Source organism: Glaciecola sp. XM2, from assembly GCF_018595715.1.
Lineage (GTDB): Bacteria > Pseudomonadota > Gammaproteobacteria > Enterobacterales > Alteromonadaceae > Glaciecola.
The window spans coordinates 127,288-142,881 of record NZ_JAHEOJ010000028.1 but is presented as its reverse complement, the minus strand read 5'-3'; the positions used below and the strand labels follow the sequence as shown (position 1 = coordinate 142,881).

At 43.6% G+C, this 15,594-nt stretch carries 15 protein-coding genes; 12 read left to right on the top strand and 3 right to left on the bottom strand.

The features are described 5' to 3' along the window. Window positions 1-966 carry a universal stress protein gene (locus KJ365_RS16080; protein ID WP_214452696.1) on the top strand — a complete coding sequence of 322 codons (966 nt, stop codon included), beginning with the start codon at window positions 1-3 and terminating at the stop codon, window positions 964-966. Window positions 967-981: 15 nt separating this feature from the next. On the opposite strand, the gene KJ365_RS16075 is transcribed toward KJ365_RS16080, so the two are convergent. Next, window positions 982-1,689, bottom strand: a complete 708-nt coding sequence (locus KJ365_RS16075) for a VC0807 family protein (RefSeq protein WP_214452695.1) — start codon at window positions 1,687-1,689, stop codon at window positions 982-984. 123 nt (window positions 1,690-1,812) lie between these two features. After that, window positions 1,813-2,865, bottom strand: a complete 1,053-nt coding sequence (locus KJ365_RS16070; protein WP_214452694.1) for a potassium channel family protein — start codon at window positions 2,863-2,865, stop codon at window positions 1,813-1,815. Window positions 2,866-3,175: 310 nt separating this feature from the next. Here KJ365_RS16070 and queA point away from each other — a divergent pair, with 310 nt between their 5' ends. The 7 genes from queA to KJ365_RS16035 all read left to right on the top strand — a co-directional run bounded on the left by queA (window position 3,176) and on the right by KJ365_RS16035 (window position 12,064). After that, complete coding sequence (gene queA / locus KJ365_RS16065) at window positions 3,176-4,216, top strand: tRNA preQ1(34) S-adenosylmethionine ribosyltransferase-isomerase QueA (RefSeq protein WP_214452693.1); 1,041 nt, start codon at window positions 3,176-3,178, stop codon at window positions 4,214-4,216. Window positions 4,217-4,373: 157 nt separating this feature from the next. Beyond that, on the top strand, window positions 4,374-5,486 hold the full coding sequence (gene tgt / locus KJ365_RS16060; RefSeq protein WP_214452692.1) for a tRNA guanosine(34) transglycosylase Tgt: 1,113 nt from the start codon (window positions 4,374-4,376) through the stop codon (window positions 5,484-5,486). Window positions 5,487-5,580: 94 nt separating this feature from the next. Then, window positions 5,581-5,919, top strand: coding sequence for a preprotein translocase subunit YajC (yajC, locus tag KJ365_RS16055; protein ID WP_214452691.1), 339 nt, complete (start codon window positions 5,581-5,583; stop codon window positions 5,917-5,919). A 45-nt stretch (window positions 5,920-5,964) separates the two neighbouring features. Beyond that, window positions 5,965-7,809, top strand: a complete 1,845-nt coding sequence (gene secD / locus KJ365_RS16050) for a protein translocase subunit SecD (RefSeq protein ID WP_214452690.1) — start codon at window positions 5,965-5,967, stop codon at window positions 7,807-7,809. An 11-nt stretch (window positions 7,810-7,820) separates the two neighbouring features. Continuing rightward, a complete protein-coding gene (gene secF, locus KJ365_RS16045; RefSeq protein WP_214452689.1) occupies window positions 7,821-8,765 on the top strand; it encodes a protein translocase subunit SecF in 945 nt (314 codons plus the stop codon). A 113-nt stretch (window positions 8,766-8,878) separates the two neighbouring features. After that, window positions 8,879-9,292 (top strand): GNAT family N-acetyltransferase, encoded by a 414-nt coding sequence (locus KJ365_RS16040; protein WP_214452688.1) that lies wholly within the window; start codon window positions 8,879-8,881, stop codon window positions 9,290-9,292. 195 nt (window positions 9,293-9,487) lie between these two features. After that, a complete protein-coding gene (locus KJ365_RS16035) occupies window positions 9,488-12,064 on the top strand; it encodes a putative bifunctional diguanylate cyclase/phosphodiesterase (RefSeq protein WP_214452687.1) in 2,577 nt (858 codons plus the stop codon). A 9-nt stretch (window positions 12,065-12,073) separates the two neighbouring features. On the opposite strand, the gene KJ365_RS16030 is transcribed toward KJ365_RS16035, so the two are convergent. Continuing rightward, the gene (locus KJ365_RS16030; protein WP_214452686.1) at window positions 12,074-12,820 is read right to left on the bottom strand and encodes a type 2 periplasmic-binding domain-containing protein; all 747 of its coding nucleotides are present in this window, start codon (window positions 12,818-12,820) and stop codon (window positions 12,074-12,076) included. A 218-nt stretch (window positions 12,821-13,038) separates the two neighbouring features. On the opposite strand from KJ365_RS16030, the gene KJ365_RS16025 reads away from it, so the two are divergent. From KJ365_RS16025 to KJ365_RS16010, 4 genes are all read left to right on the top strand, one after another. Continuing rightward, a complete protein-coding gene (locus tag KJ365_RS16025) occupies window positions 13,039-13,770 on the top strand; it encodes a tellurite resistance TerB family protein (protein WP_214452685.1) in 732 nt (243 codons plus the stop codon). A 72-nt stretch (window positions 13,771-13,842) separates the two neighbouring features. After that, window positions 13,843-14,472 (top strand): YceI family protein, encoded by a 630-nt coding sequence (locus tag KJ365_RS16020; protein ID WP_214452684.1) that lies wholly within the window; start codon window positions 13,843-13,845, stop codon window positions 14,470-14,472. Then, window positions 14,450-15,037, top strand: coding sequence for a cytochrome b (locus tag KJ365_RS16015; RefSeq protein WP_352109436.1), 588 nt, complete (start codon window positions 14,450-14,452; stop codon window positions 15,035-15,037). Before KJ365_RS16020 ends, KJ365_RS16015 begins: the two co-directional genes overlap by 23 nt. After that, window positions 15,034-15,564: a YceI family protein gene (locus tag KJ365_RS16010; protein WP_214452683.1), complete on the top strand. Its 531-nt coding sequence runs from the start codon at window positions 15,034-15,036 to the stop codon at window positions 15,562-15,564. The genes KJ365_RS16015 and KJ365_RS16010 overlap by 4 nt, the downstream gene beginning before the upstream one ends. Window positions 15,565-15,594 lie beyond the last annotated feature (30 nt).

The following is a 15,594-nucleotide window of genomic DNA, read 5'->3' as shown; positions in this document are numbered from 1 at the left end:
ATGTATGGCTTTAAAAAGGCTTTGTTTATAACCGACAACGGTTTTACAACACAATCCATGGCGTTTACCAAAGCGCTTCGCTTTGCAAGTGATCAAGGCGCATCTCTCGATTTTGTATGCGTTCTTCCTGATTTGTCGGCGCTTCATTACAGTACCTCCGATGACAAATTAAAACATATGCGAGATACCATTATAAAGGGCACACAGCAGCGTATAAAAAGTGAACTTGCGCCTTATCCAAGTACGCTTTCAAGTGACGTAAAAGTCGTTGTTGGCAAGGAGTACGTGGAGGTAATTCGACAAGTTTTGATACATGACTATGACGTGGTCATAAAACAGGCCGAAAACCCTTCTTGGCTTCAATCTATCTTTGGTAGTAGCGATTTGCATTTGCTCCGAAAATGCCCGTGTGCGGTTTGGCTCATTCATGAACACGCAAAGGATGAATATCAGAATATTGCCGCTGCTATTGATTTCTCAGATGACGATATTGAGGCAGAACTCAATTTTAGAATTGCACATCACGCGGCACTTTTTAGTACCGAGGATTCAGCTCAAATGCATGTGATCAGTGCTTACGATTCCTCTGTTGCGGGTTTTGCAAGTCTATGGGCAAACGATCCTGATAAGTTTGAGAGTGAGTTTTTGCTCGAAGAGGATCGCCGCCGCCGATTTGCCAGCGCGTATCTGATTGAACAAATGCAAAAGCAATCTGATGACGACGCCATCAAACAATTAGATATTCAACAACATGTGATTAAGGGAAAACCGGTGAATTCTATACCCGCTAAAGTGAATGAATTAGCGGTGGATTTGGTAGTGATGGGGACGGTAGGACGTTCTGGAATAATGGGCATGTTGATTGGCAACACCGCAGAGTCGGTCCTGTTGCAACTTTCAAGTTCGGTGCTTGCATTAAAACCTAAAGATTTTGTCTGTCCGATCACCCCAGCATATGCAAGTTAAACCTTGCAGCGAACCTTATTGGTTTAAAAAAGACTCGATAGGTTCGCCGGTGCAGTTTGATATTTGTTTAAAAAGGTAAATCAGGGCTGTAATCAACAAAATCATGCTAGGAATGACGATAATAGGATAACTCAACGCGGTCATACGCCCGAGCTCTTCCGTATAAGCGGTAGTGCCTGGTTCAGATACCAAAATCCACTTCGCAAGCATGTAATTGAGCGAGGCAGACAAGAAAAAAGAGCTGGCAACAATGTAAGAGCTAACGGCGACCTTTTTATTAAAAGTAAGGTTAGCACTTTTTTCATCCAGGCTGGCATTCAGTTTATCCCAGTTGATGATTTGGTCATTTAATATCAACATTTTCACGAGAGGCTTTTTGGTAAATTGCGTCACCAGTACTGCCAGTCCAATCACGCCAGGAATAGTCGCTTCTTTGATTGCCATATATTCAGCCGGTAACTTCATCAAGCTAATCCCGCCCGTTAACAATACGCTAATGATACCGAGTATAGAGAAGCCATTTACTTTTTTAGTTTTCTTTAAGTCATACAAGCCAAAGCAGAAAGGGAAAGCTAGTGCGACGACCACGCTGTACATCGGCCCTAAATACTCGTCGGAGCTAAGATAGCTCATCACGAGCACAGGAATGATAATATTAAAAACAAGGTTTCCGAAAAAGCCAGTTTGATGAGGCTTTTGAGGTACTTTCGCGGTTTCGGTCATGTAGCTACTTCTATGATAAGCGGACGCTTATTCTACAAAAAAATTGTTCAAATAATAGATAAATTCGATAAAAAGGCACAATTGCTTGCTTAACTATTTGTAAGCAAGGCGCTTTTTGTCGAGTCATATTGATAGCATTTCCCAGTTAATATTTCTAATTCGTCTGTCGGCTATATAGAAAATCTTATCTCCAGCGCTAAGGTTCGCATCCAACGGCGGGTTAACGATAATATTGTGAATGTCATGATGCGCAGCAAAACCAATGAAAGTCGCATTATAGTGCTTCTTCATTGCAATAAACAACGACTCCACTTTGATGTTATCGGCTTGTTCGCTGATAGTGGCGGAAAACTGTGCTTGCCCTTCATAAACGTCTAGTAAATCATGATGCAGAAGGCTAGAACCAGGGTCAAACGCCGATTTTGCGAGCATTTCAACGGCCACGCTGGGCGTGCATTCAATTTCAGGACAATGTTGTTTTATCAGCCCTACCAATGATTCGTCGTCAAAATAGATGACTTTGTGAGCTTTTTTATTGCGCTGAGAGCAATACAGTGCAGTTGTCATCGTCATGTCGTCATGCGGATTATCGATAACAATGGTAGAAGCGCTTGCAATGCACGCCCGATCCATTTCTTCATCGTTATTAAAAGAAGATACCTTAACAAAGTCAATTTGTGAGGGCATCGGGTTTTCAATATCTGCTCGCACGCACAGCACAATATCGGGCTTGTGGTCGAGGTTTTCTTTTTCAATCAACAGAAGCTTTAGCAATTGCATGGTGCGCTTGCCATTCCAACCGATTAAAACTACGTGATTATCGAGATTAAGTGTATTCAAACCTTTCGCCCCTTTTTGCCATTGTCTACCTACCCAACTTGCAACTCGACCTAGTATTAACGCAAAGATACTTAATCCCGCTGGTATAACATACAAGGCTACCACCCATTTACCGGCAGCCGTAGACGGTGACATATCACCATAACCAACCGTCGAACCAGTAACGACCATCCAATAGACGAAATCGTCGGGCGCTAACAGACTTTGCTCGCCTGCCGCATAAAGCAGCAAGTAACAAGAAGCTGCGTACCCAATGGTGAACATAACAATCACATACCACCGCATTTCGCTTAGGTATCTAACCATAATACGCTTTGCCTTAATCCATGGGGTCATTGCGTTAGTAAGTGCTCGTTTGTATATGCATTAGCAGGTCGTATGCACAATCGACATATTTGTAGGGTAATGAATTTTATATTGAAAACAAAGAGAAAAACGGGCTTTAAGCCAAAAAAGAAAGCCCAGCGTATCTAGCTGGGCTAAAGGGACAACTTGTAAACATAGGGAGATGTCTAAAATTTGTAACGTTAACCATAATCGATTCGGGTATGATACGCACCCTTTTGAGGGTATCGAAACTTGACCATAGGTATTCTAATTGATACCAAATTTGTATAGAACAGACGTTTAAAATGCAGTGAGAAACATGAAAATAACCGACTTTGATTTTGATTTACCAGAGCATTTAATTGCTAAATATCCAGCTGCAGAGCGCACCGCCAGCAGAATGTTGTGTTTAAATGGTAATACTTCGTGCGTCACTCATCGCCAATTTACCGATATTTTAGAGATATTATCCCCAGGCGATTTACTTATATTCAATAATACGCGAGTGATTCCAGCTCGCTTGTTTGGACAAAAGGCATCTGGTGGAAAAGTCGAGGTCATGCTTGAACGTGTGCTCAGTGATAACACTGCTTTGGCGCATGTAAAAGCAAGTAAATCTCCTAAAGCCGGTGCAGTGCTAATGATGGAAGGGGGTCTTGAGGTAGAGGTGTTAGGGCGCAAAGACAGTCTTTATCATATTAGCTTCAAGGCTGAAGATAATGTCTTCGATTTGTTAGAGCAACATGGCCACATGCCGCTTCCTCCCTATATTGATAGACCCGACGAAGACAGTGATAAAGAACGTTATCAAACCGTATATAACGCCAAACCTGGCGCGGTTGCCGCGCCAACAGCGGGTCTTCACTTTGATGACGAAATTCTTGCGGCGATATCAGATAAAGGCGTAGACACTGCCTTTGTCACTCTGCATGTTGGCGCAGGTACTTTTCAGCCAGTAAGAGTTGAAAACATTGAAGACCATCAAATGCACGCAGAGTATGCAGAGGTAGACCAAAGCGTGGTCGATAAAATCTTTGCGACCAAAGCGGCAGGTAACAAAGTGATTGCGGTGGGCACGACTTCTGTACGCTCCATCGAATCGGCGGCACATCAGCAAGATGACAAGCTCATTGCTCCTTTTCTTAGCGACACGAGCATTTTTATCTACCCAGGGTTTAACTTCAAAGTTATCGATGCGATGATCACAAACTTCCATTTACCCCAGTCTACGCTGATGATGTTAATTAGCGCATTTGCGGGTCGCGATGAGGTCATGAATGCTTATCAGCAAGCGATAGAGCAAGAATATCGATTTTTTAGCTATGGCGACGCAATGTTTATTGAAAAAAAGACGCAGTAAATAATTGTCAGTCAAAAAACGCTTAGCCCCTGATTTTATGCAGTGAAAGCAAAGATTGAAGATGCTATTGGGGGCGACTTTTTGCTATACTCTGCCCCAGATTTTAACGCGGGGCATTCTGACTTTTTGTCAGGCTCAAAAAAGCGCAGAGTAATTAATGAAATTTAATCTTCTTAACACTGATGGTTTGGCCCGACGTGGTCAACTAGTGTTTGAACGTGGAGTGGTAGAAACTCCAGCATTTATGCCTGTTGGCACCTACGGTACCGTAAAGGGCATGACGCCAGAGGAGCTTGATGACTCCGGCGCACATATTTGCCTAGGCAACACTTTCCACCTCATGCTTCGTCCAGGCACTGAAATTATAAAACAGCATGGCGATTTGAATGATTTCATGCATTGGCAAAAGCCAATACTTACCGACTCGGGTGGCTTTCAGGTATTTTCTTTAGGTGATTTGAGAAAAATAACCGAAGAGGGTGTGACCTTCCGATCACCTATTAACGGCGAAAAGATATTGCTCACACCCGAAAAATCGATGTATGTTCAGCGTGACCTAGGCTCAGACATCGTTATGATTTTTGATGAGTGCACACCTTACCCTGCCACTGAAGAAGAAGCCGAGACCTCGATGCAGCTATCTTTACGTTGGGCTCAGCGTAGCAAAGATGCGCACGGCGATAATGACTCTGCGCTGTTCGGTATTATTCAAGGCGGTATGTATGAACATCTGCGGGATGTCTCTCTTGAAGGGCTTGAAGCCATTGATTTTGATGGTTACGCCATAGGCGGATTATCGGTAGGCGAGCCAAAAGAAGATATGCTGCGCATTGTGAAATACACCGCGCCTAAAATACCTGCACACAAGCCGCGCTATTTGATGGGTGTGGGCAAACCGGAAGATATCGTCGAGTCGGTTCGCAGAGGCATTGATATGTTTGATTGTGTTATGCCAACGCGTAATGCTCGCAACGGACATTTGTTCGTTACCGAGGGGGTCGTAAAGATTCGTAATGCGAAGCACAAAACCGATACGCAAGCTTTGGATGAAAATTGTGACTGTTATACTTGTAAAAACTATTCTCGGTCATATCTACATCACTTAGACAAATGCAACGAGATACTCGGGGCACGCTTAAATACGATTCATAATTTAAGATATTATCAACGGATAATGGAAGGCTTACGAAAGGCTATTGAAGAAAATGCTTTAGACGATTTCGTCCATGATTTCTACGCAAAAAAAGGACTTGAAGTACCGCCCTTATAGGATGTTGGATTTTGAGTTTATAGAGATTGCATTAATAGTTTTGTAAAAGATTAACAATAACAACAAATATAATTTTGATTAAGAAGGAAACCAGATGAGCTTATTTATTTCAACTGCACATGCACAAGATGCCGGTGGCGCTGCGCCAGGGTTCGGTTTTGAACCACTAATTATGTTGGCCGTTTTTGGCCTAATTTTTTACTTTTTATTATATCGCCCTCAGGCAAAACGCGTGAAAGAGCATAAAAACCTTGTGAGCTCATTGGCGAAAGGTGATGAAGTGTTAACGCAAGGCGGTGTTGTGGGTAAAATCACAAAAGTAGCGGACGATAAGGACTTTATAGAAATTTCGCTTAATGAAACTAACAGCATCATGGTGCAAAAATCTGCCGTTAGTGCAGTGTTGCCAAAAGGTACCATGAAATCTTTATAGTAAATTAACAAAGCCGCTTGCAAAGCGGCTTTTTAGGATGTGATTGTGTTAAACCAAACTCCTATATGGAAATATATAACGGTGATATTCATGCTTGGCTTATGTGCCTTGTATGCACTGCCAAATTTGTATGGCGAAGATCATGCGGTACAGATATCTTCTGGCCGTGATACCGCCGTGACCCTGAGTATGGTCGATGATGTAAGAAATTCATTAGAAACGGCTAATATTCCTTTTAAAGCGGTCGAGTTTGCCGATGAGCGAATTCTCGTACGCTTGCCTGATTCAGACACCCAGCTTGTAGCACGTGAAAACCTAGATAAAAAACTAGGCGATGAGTATTTTGTAGCTATGAACCTTGCACCAGACACGCCAGACTGGTTAGAAAATCTGGGCGGCACGCCAATGAAGCTTGGTCTTGACCTGCGCGGCGGTGTTCACTTCTTAATGGAAGTGGATATGAACAGCGCAATTGATTCGGCCGTTGGTGGCATTGTCGATGAGTTTAGAGATAGACTCAGAGAAGAGGGTTTGCGCTATCGTACCGTGCGTAAAACAGGCAACTCTGTAGAGGTTGTCTTTAGAGCTCCAGACGTACTTGAAAGTGCCCAATTCTTTTTGCGAAACAACTATCCAGATATGGTAATCGACGAGCGTGACGACCTTACGTTACGTGCCAGTTTTACTGAAGTCCGTTTGGCAGAAATCCGCGACTATGCGGTCAAACAAAACATCACTATCATCCGAAATCGTGTTAACCAACTCGGTGTAGCAGAGCCATTGGTGCAAAAGCAAGGAGCTGAACGCATCGTGGTGCAGCTCCCTGGAATACAAGATACGGCAAAGGCCAAAGAGATTTTGAATGCAACTGCAACGCTTAACTTCCGCTTGGTTGATGAAACAGGTGATGTGCGTGATGCAGTCGCTGGTCGAGTTCCAGCAGGTTCTGAGCTGTTGTATACGCGTGATGGTCAGCCGATATTGTTGAAGTCCCAAATTATGCTAGAGGGTAGTCATATTATAGATGCTGGTAACAGCATGGATGAAAATGGTTTCCCGCAAGTAAACATCAACCTTGACTCGCAAGGCGGCAGCAGAATGTCGCAGGTCAGTAGAGACAATGTAGGTAAGCCGATGGCCACTGTCTTTATAGAGTTTAAGGCAACCGATGAGCGTGATGCAGAAGGTAAGCTAATCTTCGAAAAGAATGAAGAAATTATCAACGTGGCAACGATTCAAACGCAGTTAGGCAGTTCGTTTAGAATTACGGGTATTGATTCAGCCGGTGAAGCACGGGATTTGGCATTGTTACTTCGCGCAGGCGCACTGATTGCACCTATTCAAATTGTTGAAGAGCGCACCGTCGGTCCTAGCTTAGGAAAAGAAAACATTGAACTTGGCATGCAGGCGATTACCTACGGCTTAATCGCTGTGTTGCTGTTTATGCTGGTTTATTATCAAGCATTTGGTGTCGTGGCTAATTTTGCACTGCTTGCCAATGTCATTATGATTGCTGGTATTATGTCTATGATCCCCGGCGCAACGCTTACCTTACCGGGTATGGCGGGTATTGTCTTGACGGTGGGTATGGCGGTAGACGCCAACGTACTGATATTTGAGAGGATACGCGAGGAGCTTCGCGAAGGGCGAAGTCCCCAACAAGCCATTCATTTTGGCTATGATAACGCCTTTTCAACAATTTTGGACGCCAACATCACCACCTTCATCGCAGGCATGATCCTGTTTGCTGTGGGGACTGGGCCCATCAAAGGATTCTCCATTACATTGATGATAGGCATTGTTACTTCCATGTTCACCGCAATTATAGTGACGCGGGTGCTTGTTAACCTCATCTGGGGTGGCAAGCGCGTGAAGAAACTAGCGATATAGGGAGTAGATATATGCAATTTCAAATATTAAAGCTCGACAAAACCATAGACTTCATGAAGTTTCGCTTCCCCGCGATGATATTTTCGACGGTGTTGATACTCGCATCAATAACGTCGTTGGCAGTGAATCAACTAAATTGGGGGCTGGATTTCACAGGTGGCACAGTCATCCAAGTAAGCTACCCAGACGGTGCAAATTTAGAAGCGGTAAGAGCAGACTTAGCGCAGGCAGATTTTCCAGACGCCGTTGTGCAAAACTTTGGCAGTAGTCAAGAAGTGTTGATTAGAGTGGCGCCTCGTGACGATGTGCAAGCTGAGGTGATAGGCGATTTGGTGTTGGCGGCACTCAAAGCGGTGACACCGAACGTAGAAATGCAGCGCATTGAGTTCGTTGGTCCTAACGTGGGCGAAGAGTTAACTGAGCAAGGCGGGTTAGCTATGCTAGTAGCGTTAATTTGTATTCTTATATACGTTGCTATGCGATTTGAATATAGGTTTGCACTTGGCTCCGTAGGTGCGCTAGCGCACGACGTGATTCTAACCCTTGGCTTGTTTAGCTTCTTGCAATTAGAGTTTGACCTAACGGTTTTGGCTGCACTATTAGCGGTTATTGGTTATTCACTTAACGATACGATTGTGGTGAGCGATAGAATTCGTGAAAATTTCCGTAAGGTTCGAAAAAGTGAGCCTGCTGAAATTATCAATATCTCACTCACGCAAACGCTCAACCGCACCATCGTCACTTCATTAACCACGATATTGGTATTGTTAGCATTGTTTTTCAAAGGCGGTGCGCTCATACACGGGTTTGCAACGGCGCTATTGTTTGGCGTATTTATCGGTACTTATTCATCGGTCTACATTGCTTCTTCGGTGGCCTTGTTCCTTGGTGTTAGCAAAGAAGATTTGATGCCACCAGAGATTGAAAAAGAAGGTGAAGATCTAGAGCCGCTATAATATAAGTCCAGTATGTCATTTAGGCATGCTCAGAATAAAAGCCTCGAAGAGACATTGTCTCCTCGGGGCTTTTATGCTTTAGGCCACACTAAGAACAGAGGTTAATTTGAATTATGGATATCGAATACAAAATAAATGCAGCGATTACTTCAAAGCAATTTATTGACCTACTCAATGCATCCACATTAGGGTCGCGCCGTCCGGTTGATAATGGACCATGCATACAAGGAATGATTGATAACACTAACTTAATGGTATCTGCATGGAATGGCGCTCAGCTTGTCGGAATTGCTAGGAGCGTTACCGATTTCCACTATGCGTGTTATCTCTCTGATCTTGCCGTACATTGTGACTATCAAAAATGCGGCATTGGGAAGCGACTTCAAGTCATTACACAGCAACAACTTGGCCCCTTATGTAAACTAATCCTAATTGCCGCGCCCGCAGCAAATCAATATTACGAACATATTGGTTTCATACAAAATGAGCGCTGTTGGGTGTTAGAGCCTCACGCCAAAATCAGGTGATACACGTTCCGTTTTATATTCGCTACCAGACTTAATAATGCGAATCGTTGTATTTGTTATACAAAAGTTCAATAATTGTACAATGTTACCGATACAGTACTAATGGAGACAGTTAAACACGACTTATAAGAGCAATGAGCAGGTTCAAGAGCGTGTCAATGGCGCACTTAATATTCATTACGGTAACGCATTCACATGCTAGATAACACACAGCTTGTAGCATTTTACTTTGCTAGCACCATAGGCATTAATGTCTTGTGTGCGGTGCTGTTGTTTTTCTCGGGTATTAAACGAAAAGAGCCGCTTCATAAAGCGTTGTTTGTGGCATGCCTGCTAACAGCGAGTTACCAATATATTACGTGGCTATATCACGGCTCCACAGTATTAGAGACATCCATCCTTTTGCTCAAAATTCAGACGGGCATCATTATTTTCTGTACTCCATATTATGCAAAAATCGTGTTTGATTGGGCCGGTGAACATTTAAAACCACACTATTTGTTCTATTTCACGCTGCTAGCTATCACCTTTTTCATGCTGAATCTGTTTTCAGATTATTCATTGCGCTTTTCTAGCAACGTTGCACTCGTAGAGTATCGACTTTTCTCATTGGAGTCAGTCACACGCCTTACTGGTGAAGCAAACCCAGTGATGATGGCGTTTCAACTCTTTGCAGTTTTAATCTTAATAGCACTTATCAAGGTTGCGTATCAGTGTGTCGTCAAACGTCAAAAAGAAGTAGCTGTAGCCTTATCGATTATGCTCGCGATTCAGGTGTTTGTTGTTTATAACGGATTGATGTTGGGAGAAGGGGCATACAACTCTATCTACTTCGGGGGCTTGCCATTTACCGTTTTCAATCTCTTGGTGTGTATCTCCATCAGTGGAGCCTTGCATGAGACATCGGATTTACTCAAAGTGCAGGTGCGCGTCAGAAAGAAACTTGAATCAGCCCTTGCGGGGCTTGCCCGAGGGGTATCTCGCAGTGATGATAATACCTTTTTCATTAACATGATGAAGGAGTTGCAAAATTTAACCGGCGCACACGTATGCTGTATAGCCGCGCTTGAGCAAAAAGATGGCATTGACTATGTCAAGACGCAAGCGCTCGTATATCGAGCACGGTCAGTTAAAAGTAAGCAATATAAAGTGTGCGATACAAGCCGAATGTTTATGGCGACGCATGAGCCAATTTGGATAGAGCGTAACTTACATCATCGATACCCCCAAATTGATTTTTTCAAACGTATAGGTGCAGAGAGTTATTTAAGCTTCCCAATGATTAACAGCGATGGTGTGCTTGAAGGTAACTTGATTTTGATGTTTGATATTGAATGTGAAAGAGATGATAGCTTAAATCAAATTCTCAATATATTTTCTTCGCGTGCAGGAGCTGAGTTGCAGCGCAGTAAAGTGACGCAACAGCTGCACATGATGGCCTATTACGATTATCAAACAAAGCTACCAAACGCCGGCAAGGCGAATCAACAGATTCAAGCCTTATATGCTCATAATGCCAAAAATAACACCCACTCTGGCTTGATTATGTTTGAGCTGACTAGGTTTACTGAGGTAAATCGACAGTTTGGCTTTAAATATTCAGAAATTGCGATTCAAACATTAGGAGAGCGTTTAGCGAAGTACTGCGACAACGACATAAGCATATCGAGGCTTGGCGCTGATGAGTTTGTTTGCATTATCGAAAACATCAATCCTCATGCTCAGGGCGTAATGAGGCTGCATTGGGAAGCAATTAGTTTATTGGTGAAAAAGCCCATAGCCGTTGGTGAGCTGATCATTCGTTTAAGCTGCAGGGGGGGGGGCGTTATCTTCCCTATGCAAACACATAGCAGCAAAGAAGTGCTGCGCTGCGCTGAAATTGCAATGTCTGATGCCAAGGCTATTCACTCCAATCAGCTTGTCTTTTTTAGTCAAGACTCATTAGAGTTAGTAGACCGAAAAGAGCTATTGTTAAAGCTTCTAGAGCCGGCAATCCATGGTAATGATGAACTTTATGCAGAGTTTCAACCAAAAGTGAATGCTCTTGGTGAGATTAAAGGGTGTGAAGCACTGATCAGGTGGAACAACAAAACGGTAGGTTCGGTATCGCCAGATGAATTTGTTTCTTTAGCGGAGGAGTCGTCGCTGGTAGAACAGTTGGGTTTATGGATGCTGACCGCGGTATGTAAACAAATTAATATATGGAAACGACAAGGCGTCGAAATTGATTTTAAGGTTGCCATAAACGTGAGCCCGCACCAGCTCGCCCAAGACAAGTTTGTCACGCAATTCATGGAGATGCTCTTACACTATGAAGTTAGTCCTAAAGCAATTGAAATTGAAATCACGGAGACTTCGTTATTAACCAATGTTGATGCATGTATATCCAAGTTAAAGCAATTAAGAAAAATAGGCGTAAGCATCGCTTTAGACGACTTTGGGACGGGGTACTCCTCGCTGTCCTACATTAATGAGTTGCCCTTAGATACCATCAAAATCGACAGGTCGTTTGTGGTGAATTTACATAAATCGAATACCCTTGAGCTCGCCAGAGCGATTATTTCTTTAAGTCACCATATGAACGTCGAGGTAGTTGCAGAAGGTGCCGAAACTCTCGAGCAGGTAGAAATACTCAGTGAAATGGGGTGTGATTTCTTTCAGGGCTATTATTTTGCTAAGCCGATGGATGGCGAAACATTAACAGCATGGATTGACAAAAATCGGGCAACCGTTTTACATCGAGATACATTGGCAGCACCAAAGTCATCCTAGCCCAATGCCTTACAAATTTTCATCCTCCAAAGGCGCCATGCGTGATTGGTTAAACTCATTGATTCGTTTTAATAGACTTTCGGCTTGTGCATTGGCTTTGTTTACCACGAAGTAGCTCGGGACGGTGACGAGCTCTTGAGCGGTTGTTTGCCCTTCAAACGCACCTAACCTAGCCGCATCTTTGAGCAATTTATAATAATGCTCATAAGGCATTTTATAACTAATTAACCCTTGCGCTCCACCGCGCCAAAACACAGTAACTGCCTCTTTGCTGTTAGCTTGATTGAGCATCATATAACCCTTATCAATCAGGTTTTGTTTAGCACCGTGGTAGTTAAACTGTCTGATGGCTGCGATAGTACCGTTAGGTTGCAAGTTATTTGAATACAGCATCACTTGTAAGTTGATGTAGGGAATGTCGGAAAATAGAACGTTTTGGCTAAGACTTTCAGTACTTTTGATATTGACCGTTATGTCGATTTGCCCGTTGGCAAAATCTCTGTAGACGCGTGCAGGGGTCGCACAATAAATGTTAAGAATGTATTTATCCGGCGAAAAAATATCGCGAAACAAATCCACCCCTTCACCAAAGCAATTACCATCTCTGTCTGTTTCTACCGTGGGCGGGAAAATGGTAAGACCTATATTGACAGCTGTTTTTTCATCAACATAAAGCATTGCACTGGAAGGCGTGGACACTAATGCGCACGCAATGAACACAACGATTAATAGCCACTTATCTTTACTACTGGTCACAGACCTAGCTCCTGCCATACAAGATGCCAACATAAATGTACTCTTCCTCCAAAACGCGCACACCTGCGCTATTTGGTCAGTATAGCAGATAATTTGAACAGTAGTGCTTGGGCTAAAGTCGCGATTTTTCGCCTGATAATAGCGTTTTGGAACAAACTTTTCGCCGTATTGTCTGTATAAACTGTATAAGGTTTGTGTGTGTTTGATGGAGAACAAGAATGGATTTATCAAAGTTAGTGGGTGGGTTAAGTAAATCTGGTGCACTTAGCGGCTTTATGGGCGGTGTTGCAGGTGGCGGGCTTACCAGCATGGTGGCTAGCAAGAAAGGAAGAAAAGTAGGCAAAAGTGCGTTAAAAGTTGGGGCGCTAGCTGCTGTCGGCGGGCTGGCTTGGAAAGCATATCAAAGCTATTCGGCTAATAAAGGCGCGCAAATGGCGGGTCAGCCACATCCAGGACATGGACAAGCGGCTACCGGCAACAGTTATGCTGCGCAACCGGCTTCAGGCAATACATATACCGCTCAACCGCATGCGGCGCAATTTGATTTTAGACCAGCGGCGCTGCCACAAAAAGCCTTCGAAGAAGTAGTTGAAGAAGAAAATGAGCAAGGGCAGTTAATCTTAATGAGGGCGATGATTGCAGCGGCGCATGCAGATGGGCATATTGATGAAGCTGAACGCCAAAGGATTTTTGCACAAGTAGATACCATGGACTTATCTGTTCAAGAAAAAGCCATGTTGTTTGATGAGCTGCGTAAGCCTTTAAGTTTGCCAGAGATTGTCCAACAAGTGCCCAACGCGCAAACCGGCATTGAAGTGTATGCCGCAAGTGCCAGTGCTATCGATATCAACGACCCTACCTCTGTTGCTTTTTTACAGTCGTTATCTCAGCAGTTATGCATTCCTACTGAGTTAGTAGAGAGTATTCATCAGCAATTGGCGCAGTACTAAACCTTTCGATTAATCTTAATGAACAAGATGCGCGTAAACGGCAGCATCTTGTTTTACTTTGGCGGAAATTTTATGAAAAAAATCAAACTGACTATGCTTGCAGCGACTCTATTTATCGCTAGTTGCGTCTCCTGGGTCTTCGCAAAAAGCCCATTTAACGATATGCCAGAGGGTGTCTATTCCCTCGATTTGACTCATGCGAGCGTTGTATGGAAGGTCTCTCACCTCGGTCTTTCAGACTATGTTGCGCGTTTTGCAGATTTTGATGCTAGCATCGATTTTGACCCAGCCAATGTTGAAAACAGCAAGATCACAGCAAGCATTAATCCGATGTCGATTCAAACGGCGTACCCTAACGCTGCAGAAAAAGACTTCAATATGGTTCTGGCAACCGAGTCAGGATGGTTCAATGCGGGCAAGTTTGCGTCGATTGACTTTGTGTCTACCAATATTGAAATGCAGTCTGACACCACTGCCATCATGGAAGGTAACCTAACATTTTTAGGGACGACGCTACCTGTCACATTAGATGTAACATTTAATGGCGCAATGCAAAGACAACCTTTCAGCGGCAAGCCAACGATGGGCTTCTCTGCAACCACGACAATCGAGCGCTCTAAATGGGGTATGACGAAATTTGTCCCTAATATTGGCGACGATGTCGAAGTCATGATTGAAGGTGAGTTTTTTAAAGCTGATTAATAAAATGTATCCTTATACTCGATATCATGGGCTAAGCATATTTTTGCATTGGGCCATCGCACTTGGCTTGATATTTATGGTCGGCTCTGGCGTGTACATGGTGAACTTTGAGATGCCAAAGGCAGATCAATTTCAGCTGTTTCAAACCCACAAAGCGGCAGGCGTGATCATGCTATGGGCCATTGTGTTGCGCATACTTACTCGCTGGTTAAGCAAGCAACCTCCTATGCCTGAGGCCTTTACTGCTAAAGAAAAAGCCCTCGCAAAAGCAGGGCATATTGCATTATACACCGCCTTAATTGCTATGCCGCTCACGGGTTGGTTAATGGTCTCAGCAAGCCCGTTTGGTTTGCCAACCTTTGTATTTACCGATGCAATTAAGTGGCCTCATATCCCTTTTGTGGAGCGCAACAAAACCATTGAAAGCATTGCTAGGAATATGCATTGGGTTATTGCTAGTGGCTTAGTGTTAATGATTATCGGTCATATCGGCGCCGTCGTTATGCACAAGAAAAAACAAGGTATTTCCCTTATCCAAAGAATGTGGTGGAGTAAGTCTTCTTGAAATATATAAACAAAACAGCCGTTGTGATTGCGCTACTTGTCGCTCCATTTATTACTTTGTCGCAGATTAAGGTGTCAAATGCAGACGGAACCGTGGGGTTTAGCGGTAAACACGCAGGTATGACATTTTCAGGTGAGTTTCTTAAGTGGAATGCGCAACTGTTATTACCTCCTGCATCAAATGCTTATGTCAATGCAGAGTTTGATTTGCGCAGCGCAGAAACCGGAGACAGCACATACGACGATACCTTGCCCGAAGGCGACTGGTTTGATGTGGATAATCATCCTCAAGGCACCTTTGTAAGTGAAGAGGTGACACAAACAAGTGAGGGCTATCAAGTCTCTGGAAAATTGTCGTTGCGAGGTAAAGCGCTACCTGTGAGTTTCTTACTACAAGAAGACGGCGGGCGATTAACATCACAATTTAAGATTGACCGCTTGAGCTATGGTATCGGTTTTGAGTCTGATCCTGACGCAGACTGGGTCAGCAAATACATTGAACTAACGTTAGATATTCCAAAACAGTAGCTTTACGTACTGAATATGCGCGCCCAGAAT

Bases quoted from the DNA above. Each gene is read 5' to 3' on its own strand.
- KJ365_RS16080 (WP_214452696.1), top strand. From the start codon at position 1: ATGTATGGCTTTAAAAAGGCTTTGTTTATAACCGACAACGGTTTTACA.
- KJ365_RS16075 (WP_214452695.1), bottom strand. From the start codon at position 1,689: ATGACCGAAACCGCGAAAGTACCTCAAAAGCCTCATCAAACTGGCTTT.
- KJ365_RS16070 (WP_214452694.1), bottom strand. From the start codon at position 2,865: ATGACCCCATGGATTAAGGCAAAGCGTATTATGGTTAGATACCTAAGC.
- queA (WP_214452693.1), top strand. From the start codon at position 3,176: ATGAAAATAACCGACTTTGATTTTGATTTACCAGAGCATTTAATTGCT.
- tgt (WP_214452692.1), top strand. From the start codon at position 4,374: ATGAAATTTAATCTTCTTAACACTGATGGTTTGGCCCGACGTGGTCAA.
- yajC (WP_214452691.1), top strand. From the start codon at position 5,581: ATGAGCTTATTTATTTCAACTGCACATGCACAAGATGCCGGTGGCGCT.
- secF (WP_214452689.1), top strand. From the start codon at position 7,821: ATGCAATTTCAAATATTAAAGCTCGACAAAACCATAGACTTCATGAAG.
- KJ365_RS16040 (WP_214452688.1), top strand. From the start codon at position 8,879: ATGGATATCGAATACAAAATAAATGCAGCGATTACTTCAAAGCAATTT.
- KJ365_RS16035 (WP_214452687.1), top strand. From the start codon at position 9,488: ATGCTAGATAACACACAGCTTGTAGCATTTTACTTTGCTAGCACCATA.
- KJ365_RS16025 (WP_214452685.1), top strand. From the start codon at position 13,039: ATGGATTTATCAAAGTTAGTGGGTGGGTTAAGTAAATCTGGTGCACTT.
- KJ365_RS16020 (WP_214452684.1), top strand. From the start codon at position 13,843: ATGAAAAAAATCAAACTGACTATGCTTGCAGCGACTCTATTTATCGCT.